This is a genomic window from Pseudomonas sp. AC193 (assembly GCF_979258075.1).
The window spans coordinates 4,703,113-4,721,362 of the sequence record NZ_OZ409832.1 but is presented as its reverse complement, the minus strand read 5'-3'; the positions used below and the strand labels follow the sequence as shown (position 1 = coordinate 4,721,362).

The following is an 18,250-nucleotide window of genomic DNA, read 5'->3' as shown; positions in this document are numbered from 1 at the left end:
GCTTTGCGCGTATCCACTTGCCCCCGGAAACTGTGGAAGGGACTGTGGATAACATGCGCGCACATGGCTACAGGCCACGCCCTGTATGGCGTTCCTACGGTTGATCATTTTTTGAGCTGAATCCGTCCGTGTAGGAGCTGCCGAAGGCTGCGATCTTTTGATTCTGGTTTTTAAGATTAAAAGATCGCAGCCTCGTTGCACTCGTCAGCTCCTACACACGGGGGGGTGTTGCCCGTGAGTGCGGGGCCGGGCATGCTGCTGGCTGATTTTCTATTCCAAGGGCTGCCTCGGTAGCCGAAGCAAGGAGAACACGATGTCCAACACCCTGTTTATCACCGGCGCAACGTCCGGTTTTGGTGAAGCCTGCGCCCGCCGTTTTGCCGAGGCTGGCTGGAAACTGGTGCTGACCGGTCGTCGTGAAGAACGCCTTAATGCACTGTGCGCAGAATTGTCGAAGCAGACCGAGGTGCACGGTCTGGTGCTCGACGTGCGTGATCGCAAGGCGATGGAGGAGGCGATTGCCAATCTGCCGCCGTCGTTCGCCAAGCTGCGTGGCCTGATCAACAACGCCGGTCTGGCGCTGGGCGTTGATCCTGCGCCGAAGTGCGATCTGGACGATTGGGACACCATGGTCGACACCAACGTCAAAGGCCTGATGTACGCCACGCGTTTGCTGCTGCCGCGTTTGATCGCCCATGGCCGTGGCGCCGGCATCGTCAACCTCGGCTCCATCGCCGGCAACTACCCGTATCCGGGCAGTCACATCTATGGCGCGACCAAGGCGTTCGTTAAACAGTTCTCGCTGAACCTGCGCTGCGACTTGCAGGGCACTGGCGTACGGGTCAGCAACATCGAGCCAGGTTTGTGCGAGAGCGAGTTTTCGCTGGTGCGTTTTGCCGGCGATCAGGAGCGATACAACGCGACTTACGCCGGTGCCGAGCCGATCCAGCCGCAAGACATTGCCGAGACGATTTTCTGGGTGATGAATGCGCCGGCGCACATCAACATCAACAGCCTGGAGTTGATGCCGGTGAGCCAGACCTGGGCTGGCTTTGCGATTGAGCGTAACAAGGCCTGACACCGCGTTATCGTTCTTCGCGAGCAAGCCCGCTCCCACATTTTGAAATGTATTTCCCTGTGGGAGCGGGCTTGCTCGCGAAGAGGCCAGAACAGGCAGTACAAGGCTTTGAGGTAAACTCCCCTCGCAACAACCCAACCGCACACCCCGCGGTTTTCAAGGTTTTTCGAGGAGTCAAAGTGAGTAACCGAGGTGAGCAGTCGCTGCTCAAACAATCGACCATTCTGATGTTCGCCGTGGCGATCGCCGGGATCGTCACCGGTTTTGTTTCTGGTTCGCAATCCATCCTTTTTGATGGTTTTTTCTCGCTGATCGCCACCTTCATCAAAGTCCTGATGCTGATCACTGCCAAGTTGATCGCCAAGGAAAGCAATCACCGCTTCCAGTTCGGTTTCTGGCATCTGGAGCCGATGGTGCTGCTGATCGAAGGCAGTTTCCTGCTGTTGATCGCGATCTATGCGTTTCTCAACGGTGTGTTTGGCATCATCAACGGTGGTCGCGAGATCGAGTTGGGGCTGGTGATCATTTACGCCGCGGTGTTTACCGTGGTCGAGTTCGCCTATTTCTTCTACGTCCGGCACCGTAACCGTAAGCTCAAATCGACCCTGATCCAGTTCGACAACATCAGCTGGCTGGTGGACGCGATGCTGTCTGTGGGCCTGTTGATCAGTTTCCTCGCGGCACTGCTGCTCAAATCCCAGGGTTATGGGCAGTGGGCGGTGTATGTCGACCCGCTGATCCTGATCGTGCTGGCGCTGACCATGTTGCCGCCGGCGTTCAAGATTCTTGGGCCGGCGTTACGCGATGTATTGGGGATAGCGCCGGACACGCTGGATGATCAGGTGCGTCAGGTGATGGAAGAGGCGAAGACTGAGCATGGTTTCGACGATTACGTGTCGTACGTGCAGAAGCACGGACGGGCGCGGTTTATCGAGATTCATGTGGTGTTGCCGGCGGACTATGCGCTGAGCCATGTCGGGCAATTGGATGCATTGCGCGAGGAGATTTCGGCGAAGCTGGGCAAGCCGGATGCAGCGCGGTGGCTGACTATCAGCTTTACCGGCGACAAGAAGTGGATTGCCTGATGTAACCCTGATTGCTGTTGAGAACAGATTTGTGATGAAGGGGATTTAGGTAGAGAAGGGATTTACTGTAGAGAAGGGATTTATTGTGGCTAGGGGATTTATTGTGGCGAGGGGATTTATCCCCGTTGGGCTGCGCAGCGGCCCCGCTTTTTATCAGGGCCGCTTCGCGCCCCAACGGGGATAAATCCCCTCGCCACAGAGTAGATCTCCTCAGCACATTGCATTACGTTTGCCATGAGATCAGCGCAAATATTCAGCCAGACCGTGATAGCAAGTCGCAAGGTGATACGGCGTAGTCGAAGGCATGTCCTTGCGACTCACCTCACCCTGCTCATCCCGGCATTCATGCCAGCCACCGGCATGCAGAAACCGCTGCTGCAACGCCTGCAACTGACGCAACACCACCGCCTCGCTGCCCTGACGCAACGTCAGCGCGCGCAAATATTCCGCCTGCGCCCAGATTCGTTGAGTCGAATCCTTCGGCTCGCCATCCTGCTGCAGATCGAGCATCGCTCGCACCGCGCCAGACGGCTGTTCCACACCTTGAAACTCAGTAAACGCAAACGCGCGATCCAGCGCCGCGTGCAGTTTCGAACCGCGCAACAACGGCGACGACTCGAGCAGGAAATACCATTCGAACTGATGCCCCGGCTCGTACCAGTTATCCACAGCCCCCAGCGGTTTCTCCATCAACACGCCATATTGCGGATCGACGAAGCGCTTGTGCATGGCTGTGCATAACTCCAGCAACGCGGTTTGGGTCTGGGCATCTTCGCGAACGGCGAGCGTGGCGAGGAAGGCTTCGGCCAGGTGCATCAACGGGTTTTGCAGCGGGCCGGTTTCGAGGGTGATCCAGTCGCGATTCAGGCACGCCTCGTACAACCCATCACCGGTGGCAAAGCGCCGACCAATGATTTCCAGCGCCGCATTCAACGTCGACTCGACCAGCGGATCGCCGGACTTGCCCCAGTAATGCGCGCAAGCAAAAAGGATGAAGGCGTGGGTGTAGAGATCCTTGCGCTGATCCAGCGGCTTGCCCTGCGCATCGATGCTGTAGAACCAGCCGCCGTGGTCGGCGTCGTGGAAGTGCCGTTGCAACGAGCGGAACAGCGCCGCCGCGCGAACCTCAGCGTTATCCACAACCCCGATCAGACTGGAAAACAGATACAACTGCCGCGCGCAGGCCATCGCTCGGTAGCGTTGCGGTGGCAAGGGTTGATGCGTGGCGTCCAGCGCCTCGTACGGCAGCGCCATGTCGGCGTTCCAGCCCGGGCCTTGCCAGAGGGGCACGATCACGTTGACGAAGTGCTGTTGCACAGCGCCGAACAGGGCGGTCAATTCAGGCAGGGAGGTGGAGCGGGAAGCGTGGGGCATGGGCGGGCGTCGTCACGGGCTGGGGCGATTGCGCGACATGGTAGCAGAGAGCACTGCTTGAGAGAGACGGTGTCTGTCAGGCCGCCTTCGCGAGCAAGCCCGCTCCCACAGGTTCTGTGTACGGCACAAATCCAATGTGGGAGCGGGCTTGCTCGCGAAGAGGCCAGCGCAGGCGCTAAAAAATCAGCCTGCCAACAACCAGGCCCCAGTCACCGCCGAAGCCGCGCCTGCAAGACGAACCAACGGCGCAGCAGCCTGAGGCAGAAAACGCACCACGGCATAACCCGCCGCATGCAGTGCAGCCGTCGCCGCCACAAAACCAGCCGCATACGCCCACGGGCTGGTCATATCCGGCAATTCCAACCCATGCGCGACACCATGGAACAACGCAAACACCGCCGTCGCCACCACCGCCATCACCAACGGCGGACGCACCGCCAATGCCACCGCCAGACCCAGCGCCAGCACCGACGCAGCAATCCCGCTTTCCAGCGCCGGCAGTTCCAGCCCTTCAAACCCGAGCAGGCCGCCCATCAGCATGGTGCCGACAAACGTGCACGGCAGCGCCCAACGCGCCGCGCCTTGTTGCTGCGCCGCCCACAAACCGACGGCAACCATCGCCAACAAGTGGTCGAGGCCACCAATCGGGTGGCTGATACCGGCGATCAATCCACTGTCGCCGTGGCCCGGGTGGGCGAAGGCCAGCGCCGGGGTCAGCAGCAGTGCCATGGCGCCGAGAATGCGTTTAAGTGTCATGAATAAGCTTCCTTGTTGATAAATAAATCAGGCTGCGGTCAGCAGGCCCTGGCGTTCAATAAAGGCGATGATGGCTTCCAGACCCTGACCGGTTTTCTGGTTGCTGAAGACGAACGGCTTGCCGTTGCGCATGCGTTTGGTGTCGCTGTCCATCATTTCCAACGAGGCGCCCACCAGCGGCGCCAAGTCGATCTTGTTGATCACCAGCAGATCGGATTTGCAGATCCCCGGCCCGCCCTTGCGCGGCAGCTTGTCGCCAGCGGAGACGTCGATCACATAGATAGTCAGGTCGGACAGTTCCGGGCTGAACGTCGCCGACAGGTTATCGCCGCCCGACTCGACGAGAATCAGATCCAGCCCCGGGAAGCGCCGGTTCAATTGATCGACCGCTTCAAGGTTGATCGAGGCGTCTTCGCGGATTGCCGTGTGCGGGCAGCCGCCGGTTTCCACGCCGATGATGCGCTCCGGCGCGAGGGCTTCATTGCGCACGAGGAAATCGGCATCTTCGCGGGTGTAGATATCGTTGGTGACCACGGCGAGGTTGTAGCGCTCGCGCAGGGCCAGACACAGGGCCAGGGTCAACGCGGTTTTGCCGGAACCGACCGGGCCGCCGATGCCGACGCGCAGAGGTTGTGTGTTCATTAATGGTTCTCCTAGGAGCGAAAGAGGCGGCTGTACTGGCGCTCGTGGGCCATGCACGCCAGGGACAGGCCGAACGCGGCGCTGCCGATGTGTTCGGGATTGATTCGGGTCGCGTCCTGCTGTGCCTGTTGCAGTAACGGCAGCAATTCGCTGGTCAGGCGCTGGGCGGCTTGCTGGCCCAGCGGCAGGGTTTTCATCAGCACGGCGAGCTGGTTTTCCAGCCAACTCCACAGCCACGCGGCGAGGGCGTCTTGCGGGGCGATGCCCCAGGCGCGTGCAGCCAGCGCCCAGCACAAGGCCAGATGCGGTTCAGTGCATTGATCGAGAAAATCACGGGCAGGCGCGTCGAGCTCCGGCAAACCGTTGAGCAATTGCTGCAACGAATAGCCCATCTGCCGACTTTCCAGATGCAACTCGCGGGTCTCGCGGCTGGCGCGATGGCTTTCACAGAGGATCAGCAACTCTCTCCAGTTTTCATCCGCCGCCGCCTGGCAATGCGCAAGCAACAGCGGCGCCTCAAAGCGCGACAGGTTCAACAGCAACTGATCGCTGATCCAGCGGCGGGCGTCGTCCGGGTTTTTCACCCGTTCGTTATCCACAGCCATCTCCAGACCTTGCGAATAGCTGTAGCCGCCAATCGGCAACTGCGGACTGGCCAGGCGCAGCAGCGCCCAGGCCGGATTCACAGGCGGACGCCGAACTGATGGAGTTTCGGCGCGTAGTTGAAGTCTTCGTCGCCGTGTCGTGAATGATGATGGCCGCCGCCATAAGCGCCGTGTTCCGGCTGGAACGGTGCTTCGATGGCTGCAACCTGCGCGCCCAATTGTTCGAGCATGGCTTTGAGTACGTAATCGTCGAGCAGACGCAGCCAGCCGTCACCGACCTGCAGGGCGACATGGCGGTTACCGAGGTGATAAGCGGCGCGGGTCAGTTCGAAGGCGTTGGCGCAGGTGACGTGCAGCAACTGCTCGGGGCGGGCGCAGACGCGAACGATGCGGCCATCTTCAGCCTGTAGGCATTCGCCGTCATACAGCGGCGGTTGGCCACGCTCCAAAAACAACCCGACGTCTTCACCTTCAGCACTGAAACAGCGCAGACGGCTTTTGCTCCGCGCTTCGAAGGTCAGGTGCAACTCGGCGGCCCAGACGGGTTGAGGGTCGATTCTGCGGTGAATCACCAGCATCGGGAAACTTCCAGCTATGGACAATGGTTGCTCTAGAGCAAGGGGCTTGCCAATCGGACGAGATGTAGGAAATCCCTGTCGGAGCGTAGTGGATGTTTCAAGATGTTGCGGGGATTTGGAAGGTTTTGGTGCATGAAGGTTTTTACATGCACCAAATAGAGGCCGTGACGCATGACCCTTGTGGGAGCGGGCTTGCTCGCGAAGGCGGTGGGTCAGCAATATAGATGTTGGCTGATACGACGCTTTCGCGAGCAAGCCCGCTCCCACAGGGGGAATTTGGTGTGTCAGTGGTAGAGGGGAGTTATTCGGTACTGCCGAGGCCTTGCCAGTGCTTCAGGCCGATAAAGATAAAACGCAGCTGCTGAGTGATCTTCGCCTGTGGCGTCAGATGCTCCGGCAGTGCTTCAGCGGGCGGGTCGATGATGTCGGGGAGGGTGGCGAACACCGATTTGACGATCAGATCAGCCATCACACTCAGGCCATCGGCATCGAGATGCTGGAGCTTGGGCATCATCGTCAGATCCGATGCAAGGTCGGAGCTGATGTTCTCGCGCAACCGACCAATGGCCTGCCGTACCGGCAGCGAACCGCCGTATTGCTCGCGGGCGAGAAACAGAAATTGCGAGCGATTAGCGCTGACCACATCGAGAAAGATCCGCACCGAGGCATCGATAATGCCGCCCATGACGAATTCGTTGTGGCGCACCAGGCGGATGGTTTCGCGGAAGGTCTGACCGACTTCGCTGACCAGCACCAAACCCAGTTCGTCCATATCGGCAAAATGCCGATAAAAACCGGTGGGCACGATCCCGGCGGTTTTGGTCACTTCGCGCAGGCTCAGGCTGCCGAATCCTCGGCCGCTTTCCATCAGGTGGCGGGCAGCGTCCATCAGGGCGTTGCGGGTCTGTTGCTTCTGTTCGGCGCGGGGCAGCATCGCAGGGTGTGTTCTTCGGCGGGACAAGCGCCGCACTCTAGCAAATCGGCTTTATCGGCGTCGAACGGCAGGACGGTGCAGCGGGGATTTTTGCGGGATGTTTTACCGGGGCCTGAAAAGTCAAAAGCCCAATCCGTCGATTGGGCTTTTTTTCTGGGCCACCATGGGCTCAGCTCACAGCGTTGTTGCGTTCGATCACACGATCACCACCACCTTCGGCAACAGCCTGGCCTTGTGGGGTTTTGTCGTAGCCGTCTTCAACCAGGCCTTTTTCTTCGAGGCGGTTGCGACCGTTTTCGGCGACAGCCTGACCTTGAGGGGTTTTGTCGTAGCCATCTTCGACCAGACCTTTTTCTTCCAGGCGATCACGGCCGCCTTCTGCTACAGCTTGACCCTGTGGAGTTTTGTCGTAGCCGTCTTCAGCGAGGGTGCCTTTGGTGTGGTCGGAGCCGTCGGCAGCTACGGTCTGGCTGAACACCGAGTAGCTGGTTTTTACTTGTGGCGTGGCTTGTTCGGCGGCAGGCAGAGCGAAAGCAGTGCTGGCCAGCATCGAGAGGGTAAGGCTAAGCAGTAATTGGCGTTTCATGATGGGTTGCTCCTTGGGAGGGCGATAAAGTGGGTACGAAGGCAATGCTACTCTCGATAAGTCGATATAAAAGTTCATAAACGCAATGGTAATAATCAACAGAATTGATTGTTCCGGCGGGAGGCTCTAGATCGGGCCTTTCAGAGCATCGGTTTTGCACCGAGGTGGGTATTTTCGACCCACTCGCGCCTCGCAAAAGTGCGGGTCGCGGTAACGCTGTTCGACTGATCGGTCAGAATTCACCCGGGTTTTTCCGTCTTAATCGGCTTTTCGGTTAAACCTGCGGGCCTTTTGCCAGTCACAGTTTTCATAGGGGCCGCTTTGGCCCGCCGTTTCAGCCTTTCACCGTGTTTTGGGTGAGGGGTCGTGATCAGGAGTTTTGTGCATGACGCGCACTGGAAAAATCTTCAGCTGGATCTTCGCCACCCTCGTGCTGCTACTGGCCGTGCTGGTATTGATCATCGTGTTCTTCGACTGGAACCGGATCAAATCGCCGCTCAACGCCAAAGTCTCGGAAGAACTGCACCGACCGTTTGCCATCAATGGCAACCTCGCGGTGATCTGGCAGCGCGAGCCGGATGAAGGTGGCTGGCGCGCCTGGGTGCCGTGGCCGCATGTGGTTGCTGAGGATTTGAGCCTGGGCAATCCGGACTGGTCGAAGAAACCGCAGATGGTCACCCTCAAACGTGTCGAACTGCGCATCTCGCCACTGGCGCTGCTGGCGCAACGCGTGGTGATTCCGCGAATCGACCTGACCGAGCCCAACGCCGATCTGCAACGACTGGCGGATGGTCGCGCCAACTGGGTGTTCAAGTTTGATCCCAAGGATCCGAATGCTGAACCGTCGAGCTGGGTGGTCGACATCGGCGCGATCGGTTTCGACAAGGGTCACGTCACCCTCGATGACCAGACCCTGAAAACCAATCTCGATGTGCTGATCGATCCGCTGGGCAAGCCGATTCCGTACAGCGACATCGTTGGCGACAAAGCGGCGAAAACCGCGCAGGACAAGGGCGGCGCGCCGCAGGACTACGCGTTTGCGCTCAAGGTCAAAGGCCAATACCACGGCCAGAACCTTACTGGCCAGGGCAAAATCGGCGGATTGCTGGCCTTACAGGACGCGAGCAAACCATTTCCGCTGCAAGCCCAGGCGAAGATCGGCGACACCCGCATCGAACTGGCCGGCACCCTGACCGACCCGATGAATCTCGGTGCCCTTGATCTGCGCCTGAAACTGGCCGGCGACAGCCTCGGCAATCTCTATCCGCTGACCGGCGTTACGTTGCCCGACACGCCGCCGTATTCCACCGACGGACATTTGATCGCCAAGCTGCATGACGCCGCTGGCGCGAAATTCACCTACGAAAAATTCAACGGCAAGATCGGCAACAGCGACATCCATGGCGACCTGACTTACGCCGCTACCCAGCCGCGACCAAAACTCAGCGGTGCGCTGGTTTCCAATCAACTGCTATTCGCCGACCTTGCGCCGCTGATCGGCGCCGATCCGAATGACAAGCAAAAGGCCCGTGGCGGCGACAGCAAGCAACCGGCGGATAAAGTGCTGCCGGTCGAGGAGTTCAAGACCGACCGCTGGCGCGCGATGGATGCCGACGTCGAGTTCACCGGCAAGCGCATCGTCCACAGCGAGAAGCTGCCGTTCAATGACCTCTATACGCATCTGGTGCTCAACGACGGCGAACTGAGCTTGCAGCCGCTGCGCTTCGGCGTCGCTGGCGGCAATCTCGATGCACAAATCCGTCTCAACGGCCGCACCGAACCGATGGAAGGCCAGGCCAAACTCACCGCGCGCCGCTTCAAGCTCAAAGAGTTGTTCCCGACCTTTGAACCGATGAAGACCAGTTTCGGTGAGCTGAATGGCGACGCCGATATCAGCGGTCGCGGCAACTCGGTGGCGAAATTGCTGGGCGGCGCCAACGGCAAGTTGAAGATGTTGATCAACGACGGCGCGATCAGCCGTGAATTGATGGAGTTGGCCGGGCTTAACGTCGGCAACTACGTGGTCGGCAAGATCTTTGGCGACAAGGAAGTGAAGATCAACTGTGCGGCGGCGGACTTCGACATCAAAACCGGTCTGGCGACCACGCAGCTGTTTGTCTTCGATACCGAGAACGCGATCATTTATATCGATGGCACGGCGAACATGGCCACCGAGCAACTGGATCTGACGGTGACCCCGGAATCGAAGGGCTGGCGTTTGATTTCCCTGCGTTCACCGCTGTACGTGCGCGGCAAGTTCATCAAGCCGGACGCCGGGGTTAAAGCGGTGCCGCTGCTGTTGCGTGGCGCGGGGATGGTGGCGTTGGGCGTGATTGCGGCGCCGGCGGCGGGGTTGCTGGCGTTGGTGGCACCAAGTGGCGGCGAGCCGAATCAGTGCGCGCCGTTGCTGGAGCAGATGAAGGAAGGGAAAGCGCCGGTGACCGTAAAACCCACTAAATAAGGGCAAGATCAAAAGATCGCAGCCTTCGGCAGCTCCTACATAGAACCGTGTAGGAGCTGCCGAAGGCTGCGATCTTTGTGCTTCTGTTGCGGCCTCTTCGCGAGCAAGCCCGCTCCCACATTTGGAATGCATTTTAAATGTGGGAGCGGGCTTGCTCGCGAAGGCGATTTATCAGGTTCAGAGGTCTTTCAGGATGTCGGCCATGTCATCGGCGTGCTCTTCTTCCTGCGCGAGGATATCTTCGAAGATGCGCCGAGTGGTCGGGTCTTTTTCGCCGATGTACTGAATGATCTCGCGGTAGCTATCGATGGCAATCCGCTCAGCGACCAGATCCTCGTAAACCATCTCTTTCAGGGTGTTCCCGGCCACGTATTGCGCGTGGGACATTTTCGACAGCAGGTCGGGATTGAACTCAGGCTCGCCGCCCAATTGCACGATGCGCTCGGCCAGACGGTCGGCGTGCTCGGCTTCCTGGGTGGCGTGCTCGAGAAATTCTTCGGCGGCCACATGGGCTTTGACGCCGTTGGCCATGAAATAGTGGCGCTTGTAGCGCAACACGCAGACCAGTTCGGTGGCCAGCGATTCGTTGAGCAAGCGCAGCACCTCCTCACGGTCAGCGCTGTAGCCTTCAGTTACAGCACCGTTCTCGACGTGTTGGCGCGCACGTTCGCGCAGTGTTTGAACATCTGACAGATGCAGGTCGTCGCTCATTTCGATCTCCAGGAGGCTAATCCGATGGGCGCCACGTTCTGCGGCCGTGGTCGCTACCCAAGTTGTGAGTCATGAGCGAAGCAAAAAGTTTTATGCAATTTGCGCAGGCCTCGGCGTCAACCCCGACAACGCCGCCTCCTCGCGCAACCACGCAAAAAATGCGCGCACCGGCGGATGCCGTTCGCGCCCCGGCACACACAACGCGCTGTACCCGGCGCCATCCACCACAACGTCGGCTTTGTAAGGCACCAGCAGGCCACTGGCGACACTTTCCGAGACCAGAATATTGCTCGCCAGCACCAGGCCTTGCCCGGCGATCGCCGCTTGCAGGGCGTAATGCTCTTCGTCGTACTCGCGGTTTGCCGGCGACTGCTTGAGCCAGTTTTCGCCAGCCTTTGCGCACCACGCTTGCCAGCCATGGGCGTAGAGCTTCGAGTTATGCCAATGCACGCTGATCAATGTTGGCGTGCGCCGCGCGGCCAGTGCCACTTGCTCCGGTGAGCCGTAGACGCCGAAGGATTCATCGAACAGGCACAAGCCATGCAGGTTCGGATAGTCGTCGAGGCTGTAACGCAGCACCAGATCGACGCTGGCGTCCTGATGCAAATCGATGACCTCGCAGTGGGTATCGAGGCGCACGTTGATGTTCGGATGCTGTGCATAAAAACGTCCGAGACGCGGCACCAGCCATAACGCTGCAAACGCGGCCGTGGTCGACAACGTCAGGCTGCTGACGCTGCGTTGCGGGCGCAGGGTGTCGACGCTCTGCGCCACTTCCAACAGCGCGCCGTGCAGGCTGCGAAACAGGCGCTCGCCGCCCTCGGTCAGGCGTACCTGGCGCGGCAGGCGTTCGAATAGAGCAAGCCCGAGCCAGTCCTCCAGCGTACGAATCTGATGGGAAATCGCCGTCGGCGTCACCGACAACTCTTCGGCGGCCGCTTTAAAGCTCAACAAACGTGAAGCGGATTCGAAAGCGCGCAGGGCGGTCAGCGGCAGCGAGGCGAACATTGAAAACTCCACGGATGAAATCAATTCATCCCGACTGATTTTTGCTCATTTGTTTAGACGTAATGGCGAGCTTCAAGCTGCAAGCCACAAGCCGTTTGATTCTAGTCCGGAGAAAGTACAGATGAGCAAGATTCTTGTGCTGCATGCCAGTCCACGTGGTGATCGTTCCACTTCGCGCCGTCTGGCGGAAAGTTTTCTCAGCGCTTGGCAGGTGCGCCATCCGCAGGCTCAAGTCACTCGCCGTGAAGTCGGGCGGGCATTGATTCCGGCAGTCAACGAAGCGTTCGTCGCCGCAGCGTTTTACCCCGAGCCCGACAACCGGCCTCTGTCGATGCAGGCCGATCTGGCGCTCAGCGATCAACTGGTCGGCGAATTGTTCGATCATGATCTACTGCTGATTTCCACGCCGATGTACAACTTCAACGTGCCCAGCGGGCTCAAGGCCTGGGTCGATCAGATCGTGCGGCTGGGCCTGACCTTCGATCACACGCTGGACAACGGCGTCGCCCAATACACGCCGCTGTTACAGGGCAAGAAAGCCTTGATCGTCACCAGTCGCGGCGGATTCGGCTTCGGCCCCGGTGGCGAACTGGAAGCGCTGAACCACGCCGATCCATGGCTGCGCACGGCGCTGGGTTTCATCGGCATCAACGATGTCAGCGTGGTCGCCGCCGAAGGTGAAGAATCCGCCGAACGCAACTTCGCGGTGTCGGTGGCCGAGGCCGAGCAGCGTTTGCTCGACCTTGCCCGGGAGTTCTAGGTGGCCTGGGTGTTCCTGCTGATCGCCGCCGGTTTTGAAGTCACCTTCGCCATGGGCATGAAGTACGCCGAAGGTTTCACCCGGCTGTGGCCGTCGCTGATCACGGTGATCGCGGCGATCGGCGGGATTTACTTTCTGACTTTGGCGATGCGCGAGTTGCCGGTGAGTATTGCTTATCCGATCTGGACGGCCATCGGCTCGCTGGGCACGGTGTTCCTCGGTTTTGCCTTGCTCGGCGAAAGCCTGACGCTGGTCAAACTGCTGTCGGTGGGGCTGATTGTGGCGGGGGTGGTGGGCCTGAAGTAGGCTGGTCGATGAGTTGTCATCATCAGGGAGGATGCTTGGCGGGCGTTTTGCAGGCCTTGCATCCACTCACCGACCACAAGGATGTTTGACCATGTCCACGCGTTATCCGCTGGTGCTGGTTCCGGGCATGCTCGGGTTTGTACGTTTAGTGCTCTATCCGTATTGGTACGGAATCGTCAAAGCCTTGCGCCGTGGTGGTGCGACGGTGTTCGCGGTTCAGGTGTCGCCGCTCAATTCGACTGAGGTGCGGGGCGAGCAACTGCTCGCGCGTATCGATGAGATTCTGCGCGAGACCGGCGCGCAGAAGGTCAACCTGTTCGGCCACAGTCAGGGCTCGTTGACGGCGCGCTATGCCGCGGCGAAACGCCCGGATCTGGTGGCGTCGGTCACGTCGGTGGCGGGGCCCAATCATGGTTCGGAGCTGGCGGATTATCTGGAAAAACATTACCCGGCGGACAGCGCCAAGGGGCGTCTGCTTGAGGCGTTGCTACGGCTTTTCGGGTGGCTGATGGCGGTGCTGGAGACCGGTTATCGCGGGCCGGGATTTCCGGTGGATATCCATGCTTCGCACCATTCGCTGACCACCGCGGGCGTGGCGCTGTTCAACCAGCGTTATCCACAGGGCTTGCCGCAAACCTGGGGCGGGCATGGGCCGGAGGAGGTTAATGGCGTGCGTTATTACTCGTGGTCGGGGACGTTGCAGCCGGGCAAGACCGACCGCGGCGGCAATCTGTTTGACGGGACCAATCGCAGTTGTCGCTTGTTCGCGAAAACCTTTGTGCGCGAGCCGGGGCAGTGCGACGGGATGGTCGGGCGGTACAGCTCGCACCTCGGGACGGTGATTGGCGATGATTATCCGCTGGATCATTTCGACATTGTTAACCAGTCGCTGGGGCTGGTGGGCAAGGGCGCGGATCCGGTGCGGTTGTTTGTTGAGCACGCGGCGCGACTAGAAGCTGCGGGGCTTTAGGGGCGAAAAACAAGATCAAAAGATCGCAGCCTTCGGCAGCTCCTACATGATGTTGAGGCGTTCACATAATTTGTGTCCGACACCCAACCTGTAGGAGCTGCCGCAGGCTGCGATCTTTTCCATCAGGCAACGCTGATTCGACGACCCAACACCGTCGTCCAACGCTCAGAAAGTATCACCCCACCCAACGTCAGCAACCCGCCCACCAAGTGATACATCGCCAACTGCTCCTTCAATACCACCGCCGCAATCAGCGCAGTAATCAGCGGCAGCAAATTAAAGAACAACGTCGTCCGGCTCGGCCCCAGGCGTTGCACCGCCTGCATCCACGCCAACGGCGCAACCATCGAAGCCAGCAGGCACGCATACAACACCAGCGGAATGTTCTGCAGAGTCAGTCCGGTTTTCGGCGACGCCGCATACAGTGGAAACAACACGACAATCGCCACCAGCACCTGCAAATACAGCAACACCAGCGGCGGTAAGCGCAGCTGCCATTTCTTCAGCAGCGTGCTGTAAATCGCGTAAGCCAGCGTCGCGATCAACATCATCGCATCGCCCATGTTCAGGCCGTGTTGCAGCAACGCGCCAAGGCTGCCCGACGACACCACCACCAGCACGCCAGCAAACGACAGCACCGCGCCGACCAGCGCACCGGCGGTCAGACGTTGACCGAGGCTGATGATTGCCATGGCCAGCGACATCAATGGCATCAGCGACAGAATGATGCCCATGTTGGTCGCGGTGGTCAGGGTCGCCGCGAAGTAAGCAAGGCTCTGATACACCGCCATGCCGAGTACGCCGAGGACGAAGATCTTGCCCAGATTCGGACGAATCTGCGCCCAGTGCGCGATCACCGCTTTGAGCATGAACGGGGTGAACAGCAAACCGGCGAGCAGCCAGCGATAGAAACCGATCTCGGCGGGGAAAATCGCCCCGACCGCCAGTTTGTTGATCACGGTATTGCCGGCCCAGATAAAAATCGCCAGCAGTGGAAACGCGTATTGCATGAGTTGAAACCAGTACGTTGATGAGTCGCAATTATCCCTTGTCTGGATGCAGGCCTATACTTCGAACCGGACAACCTGCCTCTGAAACCGGACAGCATGAACAGTAAACACATCGATCTGCTGGATTTCAGCGAGCTGCCGTCGGCGGTGTACTTCCGTTATGCCGATTTCAACGCCCACGAATTCGCCGCGCCGCACCGCCATCCGTGGGGCACGCTGGAATACGCGGCGCATGGTGTGCTGCACATGGACGTCGACGGCAGTCGCTTCATGTCGCCGCCGCAATACGCGGTGTGGGTGCCGCCGCAGGTCGAGCACAGTTTTTACAGCCATCAACCGGTCAACTATCGCGCGGTGTGTCTGGATCCCAAGGTCTGCGCCGATCTGCCACGACGCGCCTGCACGCTGGCGATCAGCGACATACTCAAAGCGATCCTCAAGGACTTCGCCGCGCGCGATGTGAAAATTCCTCAACTCGATGCCGATCAACGACTGGCGCAGGTGTTGGTTGATCAACTGCAACAGGCGCCGGTGCACGAGTGTTATCTGCCCTACGCGAGCAGTCCGGGTTTGCTGGCGATCCTCGAAGCGTTGCAGGCCGAGCCTGGCAACAACCAGCCGCTGGCGCATTGGGCGGCGCAAGTGCATGTCAGTGAGCGCACGCTGGCGCGTCAGTTTGTACGGGAGTTGGGGATGAGTTTCGGCGAGTGGCGCCAGCGTCTGCGTTATCTCGCAGCAATCGAGGCGCTGGAAGGCCAGCGCAGCGTTCAGGAAATCGCCTTCGATCTCGGCTACAGCAGTGGCTCGGCGTTTATCGCCATGTTTGCGCGACAGGCCGGTTGTACGCCGGAGCACTACCGGCGAAACAATATGTTTTGATTGGCGGGATTGTTGAGAGGCGAGCGGTTTTTCTCGCTTGCACCGTTGCAGTGAATGCGAAGTCTGCACGGTGAAAAGTGCTGCATAACATTGTTTGGGAAATTTTTGAGAGGGCGCTGTAAAACCGTCGAGAAATCACCCGGCATGTAGCCGCAGCCGTACAACAAGGATGAAAACCGATGATTCGCAGACCCCCCTCCAATGGCACCGTGAGAGTCGATGCTCCTGCGCCGGGTTCGCGCCCGGGCAGTCCGGTACCACGACCTGACTCACCCCCCCGTATAACTGTTGAATTCTTTCCCGGGGCGAACCGCTCTCCGACGCCGGGGACAAGTCACGCACCCGGTAGCGCCGACGTGAATTTGCCGACACCTGAGCTATCGGTAACGATCGGCGATTTGGTCATCGGCACCGGACAACCGGCAGGGGCATCATTGCCTCGCCCTCTGAGTGAATATCAGGTGGTCAAGGTTGCGAAGTTACCGGCGGCCGATGCCGACGGGTTACGAACGCTCAATGGCCGGCAGTACGTTGACGTCGAATACGTTGGGGTTGTGCATGTCGTCAAGGATCCTGTCATCGGGCAATACCGTGCAAAGCTGTTGAGGGAGTCAGTCGCTTCCGGCCCGATACTTTTACACGATCCCGACAGCAAACTTTGGTATCCGTATGTGGGGGAGGCGACGCAACTGCAAGAAATCGCCCATCTCTATTCGGATTTTGTCGACATGGCCTTCAATCCGGATGTTCCTGATGCAGAACGATTTGATTTTTTGCGCGGTTTGCAATGGCTTGCGGCGTATCCCAAAGACAACTTTCTCTGGAAGGCGCTGGCGGAGGCCAACATGGCGGGGGACTGGGACGCCAGTCAACAGACGATAAAAAGTGTAGAAGCGCTGCCGGATCTGCAGAGATTGATGACGCCCGAGCAGTTCGAAGTCCTGACTGAACGGATGTTCACCGCAGAACGACTGGTGCCGCTGACCGAATTCGAGCGAAATCTGGGCGCTTATGCGCGCAATCTGGAGCAGACCGGGCGGTTCGACGACTACGATTCCTTGCAGCTTGCCACCCGAGAGGCACGGGCGATCCCGGAAGAATTACAGGAGCTGCGCGACATGTTTCGAGAACACGGCACCGTGGAGCAACCGCAGCGGCAAGAGCCAACCGAGGTAACAGCGCAAGTGATGTTCAATCTACAACAGGCCCAGCGTGCTATCTATCGCGCCAAGGAGCTGTTGCCGATGTCGGGTAATCAGCTGCCAAGCATTTTTGAGAAAGGCGGGGCGGGCATCGCGAAGATCAAGAGCCTTCGAAAATATAATGCGGTGACCCAGGAATTCACCGCCGATATGACCATTGCCGAACATGCGCAAAAAGCCATTGAAATAAAGAGTGGCAACTGTTCGGAAAACTCCAAAGTGGTGTTTTCGATTCTTGCCAGTCAACCGAGAACGTCTCCGATTCATATCGTCCAGGCGACGTTGACTGATGTCGCAGGTTCGCAAGTTGACCACCAGTATGTGCTGATCGGCGATCTTGACGGAAAACCTTCCGACCTGGTTGTCGCCGATTCCTGGGTAGAATTCCCGGCAGCCCACACAGTTGACAAAGGTAAGTTCAATTTCAAGTTGCCTGCGCTCGAGACCCTGGAACCAGGCCCTGCTGTCGCAGAGTACGGTTTCATCAACGATACCGCACCGGGGCCCGCCATGCTTCCAGCCGTCGTTGAAGACAGTACGATCCGAGAGCTGAAGATCAGCAAAATGCACAAAAACGGCTACGCCCAGTGGATCTCCCTGGAGACGCTGGGCTCCACCTATCATATGCCGGGTGAGGTACCGGTTTCGTTCGAGAAGTTGCCACTTTCCGCGATTGAGCAGCGAAGCGCTGCATATGAACGATTCAGGGCTATTTTCAGGTCGGATACCAACGCTACGCAATGATCCTGTTGGGAGAAACCCCCGAGGCATTCTTCGGGTGTGGCCCACGGGTGATGAGGAAGGTGTAACAGCCTTTGTCTACACTCCACAGTGAGGCCGCATCCATCGGTGCGGCGACAAGGAGAAAACTCCATGAAGATGTTGCGTGTGCCTTTGTTGATGATTGGTTTGCTCCTGTGTTCCCAGGGCTTCGCCGCCACGGCGCAGCAAAACAAGATGACCACCTGCAATGCCGATGCGACTGCCAAGAGCCTCAAGGGCGATGAGCGCAAAACCTTCATGAGCACTTGCCTCAAGGCAACGCCTGCGGCTAACGACGGCAAGCAACTGACCCCGCAGCAGCAGAAAATGACCACCTGCAACGCCGATGCGAAAACCAAAGCGCTGACCGGCGATGCGCGCAAGGCGTTTATGAGTGATTGCCTGAAGAAAAAATAAGAGCAAAAGATCGCAGCCTGCGGCAGCTCCTACCTGAGACCGCGATCCTGTAGGAGCTGCCGCAGGCTGCGATCTTTTCGGCGCGACGAGGCACCCGGGCCTGTGCTCGCTTCGGCGCCGGAACGC

At 59.1% G+C, this 18,250-nt stretch carries 19 protein-coding genes; 9 read left to right on the top strand and 10 right to left on the bottom strand.

Annotation, left to right across the window (positions count from 1 at the left end; genetic code table 11):
• Positions 1–313: 313 nt before the first annotated feature.
• On the top strand, positions 314–1,078 hold the full coding sequence (locus ACZZ0D_RS21275) for an SDR family oxidoreductase (protein WP_008087168.1): 765 nt from the start codon (positions 314–316) through the stop codon (positions 1,076–1,078).
• 179 nt (positions 1,079–1,257) lie between these two features.
• Positions 1,258–2,163 carry a cation diffusion facilitator family transporter gene (locus ACZZ0D_RS21270; RefSeq protein WP_463554221.1) on the top strand — a complete coding sequence of 302 codons (906 nt, stop codon included), beginning with the start codon at positions 1,258–1,260 and terminating at the stop codon, positions 2,161–2,163.
• A 240-nt stretch (positions 2,164–2,403) separates the two neighbouring features.
• On the opposite strand, the gene ACZZ0D_RS21265 is transcribed toward ACZZ0D_RS21270, so the two are convergent.
• From ACZZ0D_RS21265 to ACZZ0D_RS21235, 7 genes are all read right to left on the bottom strand, one after another.
• Positions 2,404–3,537, bottom strand: a complete 1,134-nt coding sequence (locus ACZZ0D_RS21265; RefSeq protein WP_463554220.1) for an AGE family epimerase/isomerase — start codon at positions 3,535–3,537, stop codon at positions 2,404–2,406.
• 183 nt (positions 3,538–3,720) lie between these two features.
• Positions 3,721–4,293, bottom strand: a complete 573-nt coding sequence (locus tag ACZZ0D_RS21260; protein ID WP_463554219.1) for a HupE/UreJ family protein — start codon at positions 4,291–4,293, stop codon at positions 3,721–3,723.
• Between the two features lie 27 nt (positions 4,294–4,320).
• Entirely contained in the window at positions 4,321–4,935 is a 615-nt protein-coding gene (gene ureG / locus ACZZ0D_RS21255) for an urease accessory protein UreG (RefSeq protein WP_053116815.1), read from the bottom strand.
• 11 nt (positions 4,936–4,946) lie between these two features.
• Complete coding sequence (locus ACZZ0D_RS21250; protein WP_463554218.1) at positions 4,947–5,621, bottom strand: urease accessory protein UreF; 675 nt, start codon at positions 5,619–5,621, stop codon at positions 4,947–4,949.
• Positions 5,618–6,118, bottom strand: a complete 501-nt coding sequence (gene ureE / locus ACZZ0D_RS21245) for an urease accessory protein UreE (RefSeq protein WP_212544918.1) — start codon at positions 6,116–6,118, stop codon at positions 5,618–5,620. Before ureE ends, ACZZ0D_RS21250 begins: the two co-directional genes overlap by 4 nt.
• 301 nt (positions 6,119–6,419) lie before the next feature.
• Positions 6,420–7,052: a TetR family transcriptional regulator gene (locus tag ACZZ0D_RS21240; RefSeq protein ID WP_053116818.1), complete on the bottom strand. Its 633-nt coding sequence runs from the start codon at positions 7,050–7,052 to the stop codon at positions 6,420–6,422.
• Between the two features lie 169 nt (positions 7,053–7,221).
• The gene (locus ACZZ0D_RS21235) at positions 7,222–7,638 is read right to left on the bottom strand and encodes a hypothetical protein (RefSeq protein WP_463554217.1); all 417 of its coding nucleotides are present in this window, start codon (positions 7,636–7,638) and stop codon (positions 7,222–7,224) included.
• Between the two features lie 385 nt (positions 7,639–8,023).
• Between ACZZ0D_RS21235 and ACZZ0D_RS21230 the strand changes: the two genes are divergently transcribed.
• Positions 8,024–10,099 (top strand): AsmA family protein, encoded by a 2,076-nt coding sequence (locus ACZZ0D_RS21230; protein ID WP_463554216.1) that lies wholly within the window; start codon positions 8,024–8,026, stop codon positions 10,097–10,099.
• Between the two features lie 177 nt (positions 10,100–10,276).
• Here ACZZ0D_RS21230 and ACZZ0D_RS21225 read toward each other — a convergent pair whose 3' ends face one another.
• Together ACZZ0D_RS21225 and ACZZ0D_RS21220 are read right to left on the bottom strand one after the other, a co-directional pair.
• A complete protein-coding gene (locus ACZZ0D_RS21225; protein WP_463554215.1) occupies positions 10,277–10,810 on the bottom strand; it encodes a ferritin-like domain-containing protein in 534 nt (177 codons plus the stop codon).
• Positions 10,811–10,900: 90 nt separating this feature from the next.
• Positions 10,901–11,830 carry a LysR substrate-binding domain-containing protein gene (locus tag ACZZ0D_RS21220; protein ID WP_463554214.1) on the bottom strand — a complete coding sequence of 310 codons (930 nt, stop codon included), beginning with the start codon at positions 11,828–11,830 and terminating at the stop codon, positions 10,901–10,903.
• A gap of 109 nt (positions 11,831–11,939) precedes the next feature.
• On the opposite strand from ACZZ0D_RS21220, the gene ACZZ0D_RS21215 reads away from it, so the two are divergent.
• The 3 genes from ACZZ0D_RS21215 (at position 11,940) to ACZZ0D_RS21205 (ending at position 13,854) form a co-directional block, all read left to right on the top strand.
• The gene (locus ACZZ0D_RS21215) at positions 11,940–12,578 is read left to right on the top strand and encodes an FMN-dependent NADH-azoreductase (RefSeq protein WP_159815238.1); all 639 of its coding nucleotides are present in this window, start codon (positions 11,940–11,942) and stop codon (positions 12,576–12,578) included.
• On the top strand, positions 12,579–12,884 hold the full coding sequence (locus ACZZ0D_RS21210; protein ID WP_053116824.1) for a DMT family transporter: 306 nt from the start codon (positions 12,579–12,581) through the stop codon (positions 12,882–12,884).
• Positions 12,885–12,975: 91 nt separating this feature from the next.
• Positions 12,976–13,854 (top strand): esterase/lipase family protein, encoded by an 879-nt coding sequence (locus tag ACZZ0D_RS21205; RefSeq protein ID WP_463554213.1) that lies wholly within the window; start codon positions 12,976–12,978, stop codon positions 13,852–13,854.
• A gap of 122 nt (positions 13,855–13,976) precedes the next feature.
• On the opposite strand, the gene ACZZ0D_RS21200 is transcribed toward ACZZ0D_RS21205, so the two are convergent.
• On the bottom strand, positions 13,977–14,864 hold the full coding sequence (locus ACZZ0D_RS21200) for a DMT family transporter (protein WP_463554212.1): 888 nt from the start codon (positions 14,862–14,864) through the stop codon (positions 13,977–13,979).
• 96 nt (positions 14,865–14,960) lie between these two features.
• Here ACZZ0D_RS21200 and ACZZ0D_RS21195 point away from each other — a divergent pair, with 96 nt between their 5' ends.
• The 3 genes from ACZZ0D_RS21195 to ACZZ0D_RS21185 all read left to right on the top strand — a co-directional run bounded on the left by ACZZ0D_RS21195 (position 14,961) and on the right by ACZZ0D_RS21185 (position 18,124).
• Positions 14,961–15,743 carry an AraC family transcriptional regulator gene (locus ACZZ0D_RS21195; protein ID WP_463554211.1) on the top strand — a complete coding sequence of 261 codons (783 nt, stop codon included), beginning with the start codon at positions 14,961–14,963 and terminating at the stop codon, positions 15,741–15,743.
• Positions 15,744–16,099: 356 nt separating this feature from the next.
• A complete protein-coding gene (locus ACZZ0D_RS21190) occupies positions 16,100–17,689 on the top strand; it encodes a hypothetical protein (protein ID WP_463554210.1) in 1,590 nt (529 codons plus the stop codon).
• A gap of 129 nt (positions 17,690–17,818) precedes the next feature.
• Entirely contained in the window at positions 17,819–18,124 is a 306-nt protein-coding gene (locus ACZZ0D_RS21185) for a PsiF family protein (protein WP_053116829.1), read from the top strand.
• Positions 18,125–18,250: the final 126 nt, after the last annotated feature.

Excerpts from the sequence above, each read along its gene's own strand:
- ACZZ0D_RS21225 (WP_463554215.1), bottom strand. The coding sequence starts at position 10,810 with ATGAGCGACGACCTGCATCTGTCAGATGTTCAAACACTGCGCGAACGT.
- ACZZ0D_RS21205 (WP_463554213.1), top strand. The coding sequence starts at position 12,976 with ATGTCCACGCGTTATCCGCTGGTGCTGGTTCCGGGCATGCTCGGGTTT.
- ACZZ0D_RS21200 (WP_463554212.1), bottom strand. The coding sequence starts at position 14,864 with ATGCAATACGCGTTTCCACTGCTGGCGATTTTTATCTGGGCCGGCAAT.
- ACZZ0D_RS21260 (WP_463554219.1), bottom strand. The coding sequence starts at position 4,293 with ATGACACTTAAACGCATTCTCGGCGCCATGGCACTGCTGCTGACCCCG.
- ACZZ0D_RS21185 (WP_053116829.1), top strand. The coding sequence starts at position 17,819 with ATGAAGATGTTGCGTGTGCCTTTGTTGATGATTGGTTTGCTCCTGTGT.
- ACZZ0D_RS21265 (WP_463554220.1), bottom strand. The coding sequence starts at position 3,537 with ATGCCCCACGCTTCCCGCTCCACCTCCCTGCCTGAATTGACCGCCCTG.
- ACZZ0D_RS21215 (WP_159815238.1), top strand. The coding sequence starts at position 11,940 with ATGAGCAAGATTCTTGTGCTGCATGCCAGTCCACGTGGTGATCGTTCC.
- ACZZ0D_RS21195 (WP_463554211.1), top strand. The coding sequence starts at position 14,961 with ATGAACAGTAAACACATCGATCTGCTGGATTTCAGCGAGCTGCCGTCG.
- ACZZ0D_RS21235 (WP_463554217.1), bottom strand. The coding sequence starts at position 7,638 with ATGAAACGCCAATTACTGCTTAGCCTTACCCTCTCGATGCTGGCCAGC.
- ACZZ0D_RS21240 (WP_053116818.1), bottom strand. The coding sequence starts at position 7,052 with ATGCTGCCCCGCGCCGAACAGAAGCAACAGACCCGCAACGCCCTGATG.
- ureE (WP_212544918.1), bottom strand. The coding sequence starts at position 6,118 with ATGCTGGTGATTCACCGCAGAATCGACCCTCAACCCGTCTGGGCCGCC.
- ACZZ0D_RS21275 (WP_008087168.1), top strand. The coding sequence starts at position 314 with ATGTCCAACACCCTGTTTATCACCGGCGCAACGTCCGGTTTTGGTGAA.
- ACZZ0D_RS21230 (WP_463554216.1), top strand. The coding sequence starts at position 8,024 with ATGACGCGCACTGGAAAAATCTTCAGCTGGATCTTCGCCACCCTCGTG.
- ureG (WP_053116815.1), bottom strand. The coding sequence starts at position 4,935 with ATGAACACACAACCTCTGCGCGTCGGCATCGGCGGCCCGGTCGGTTCC.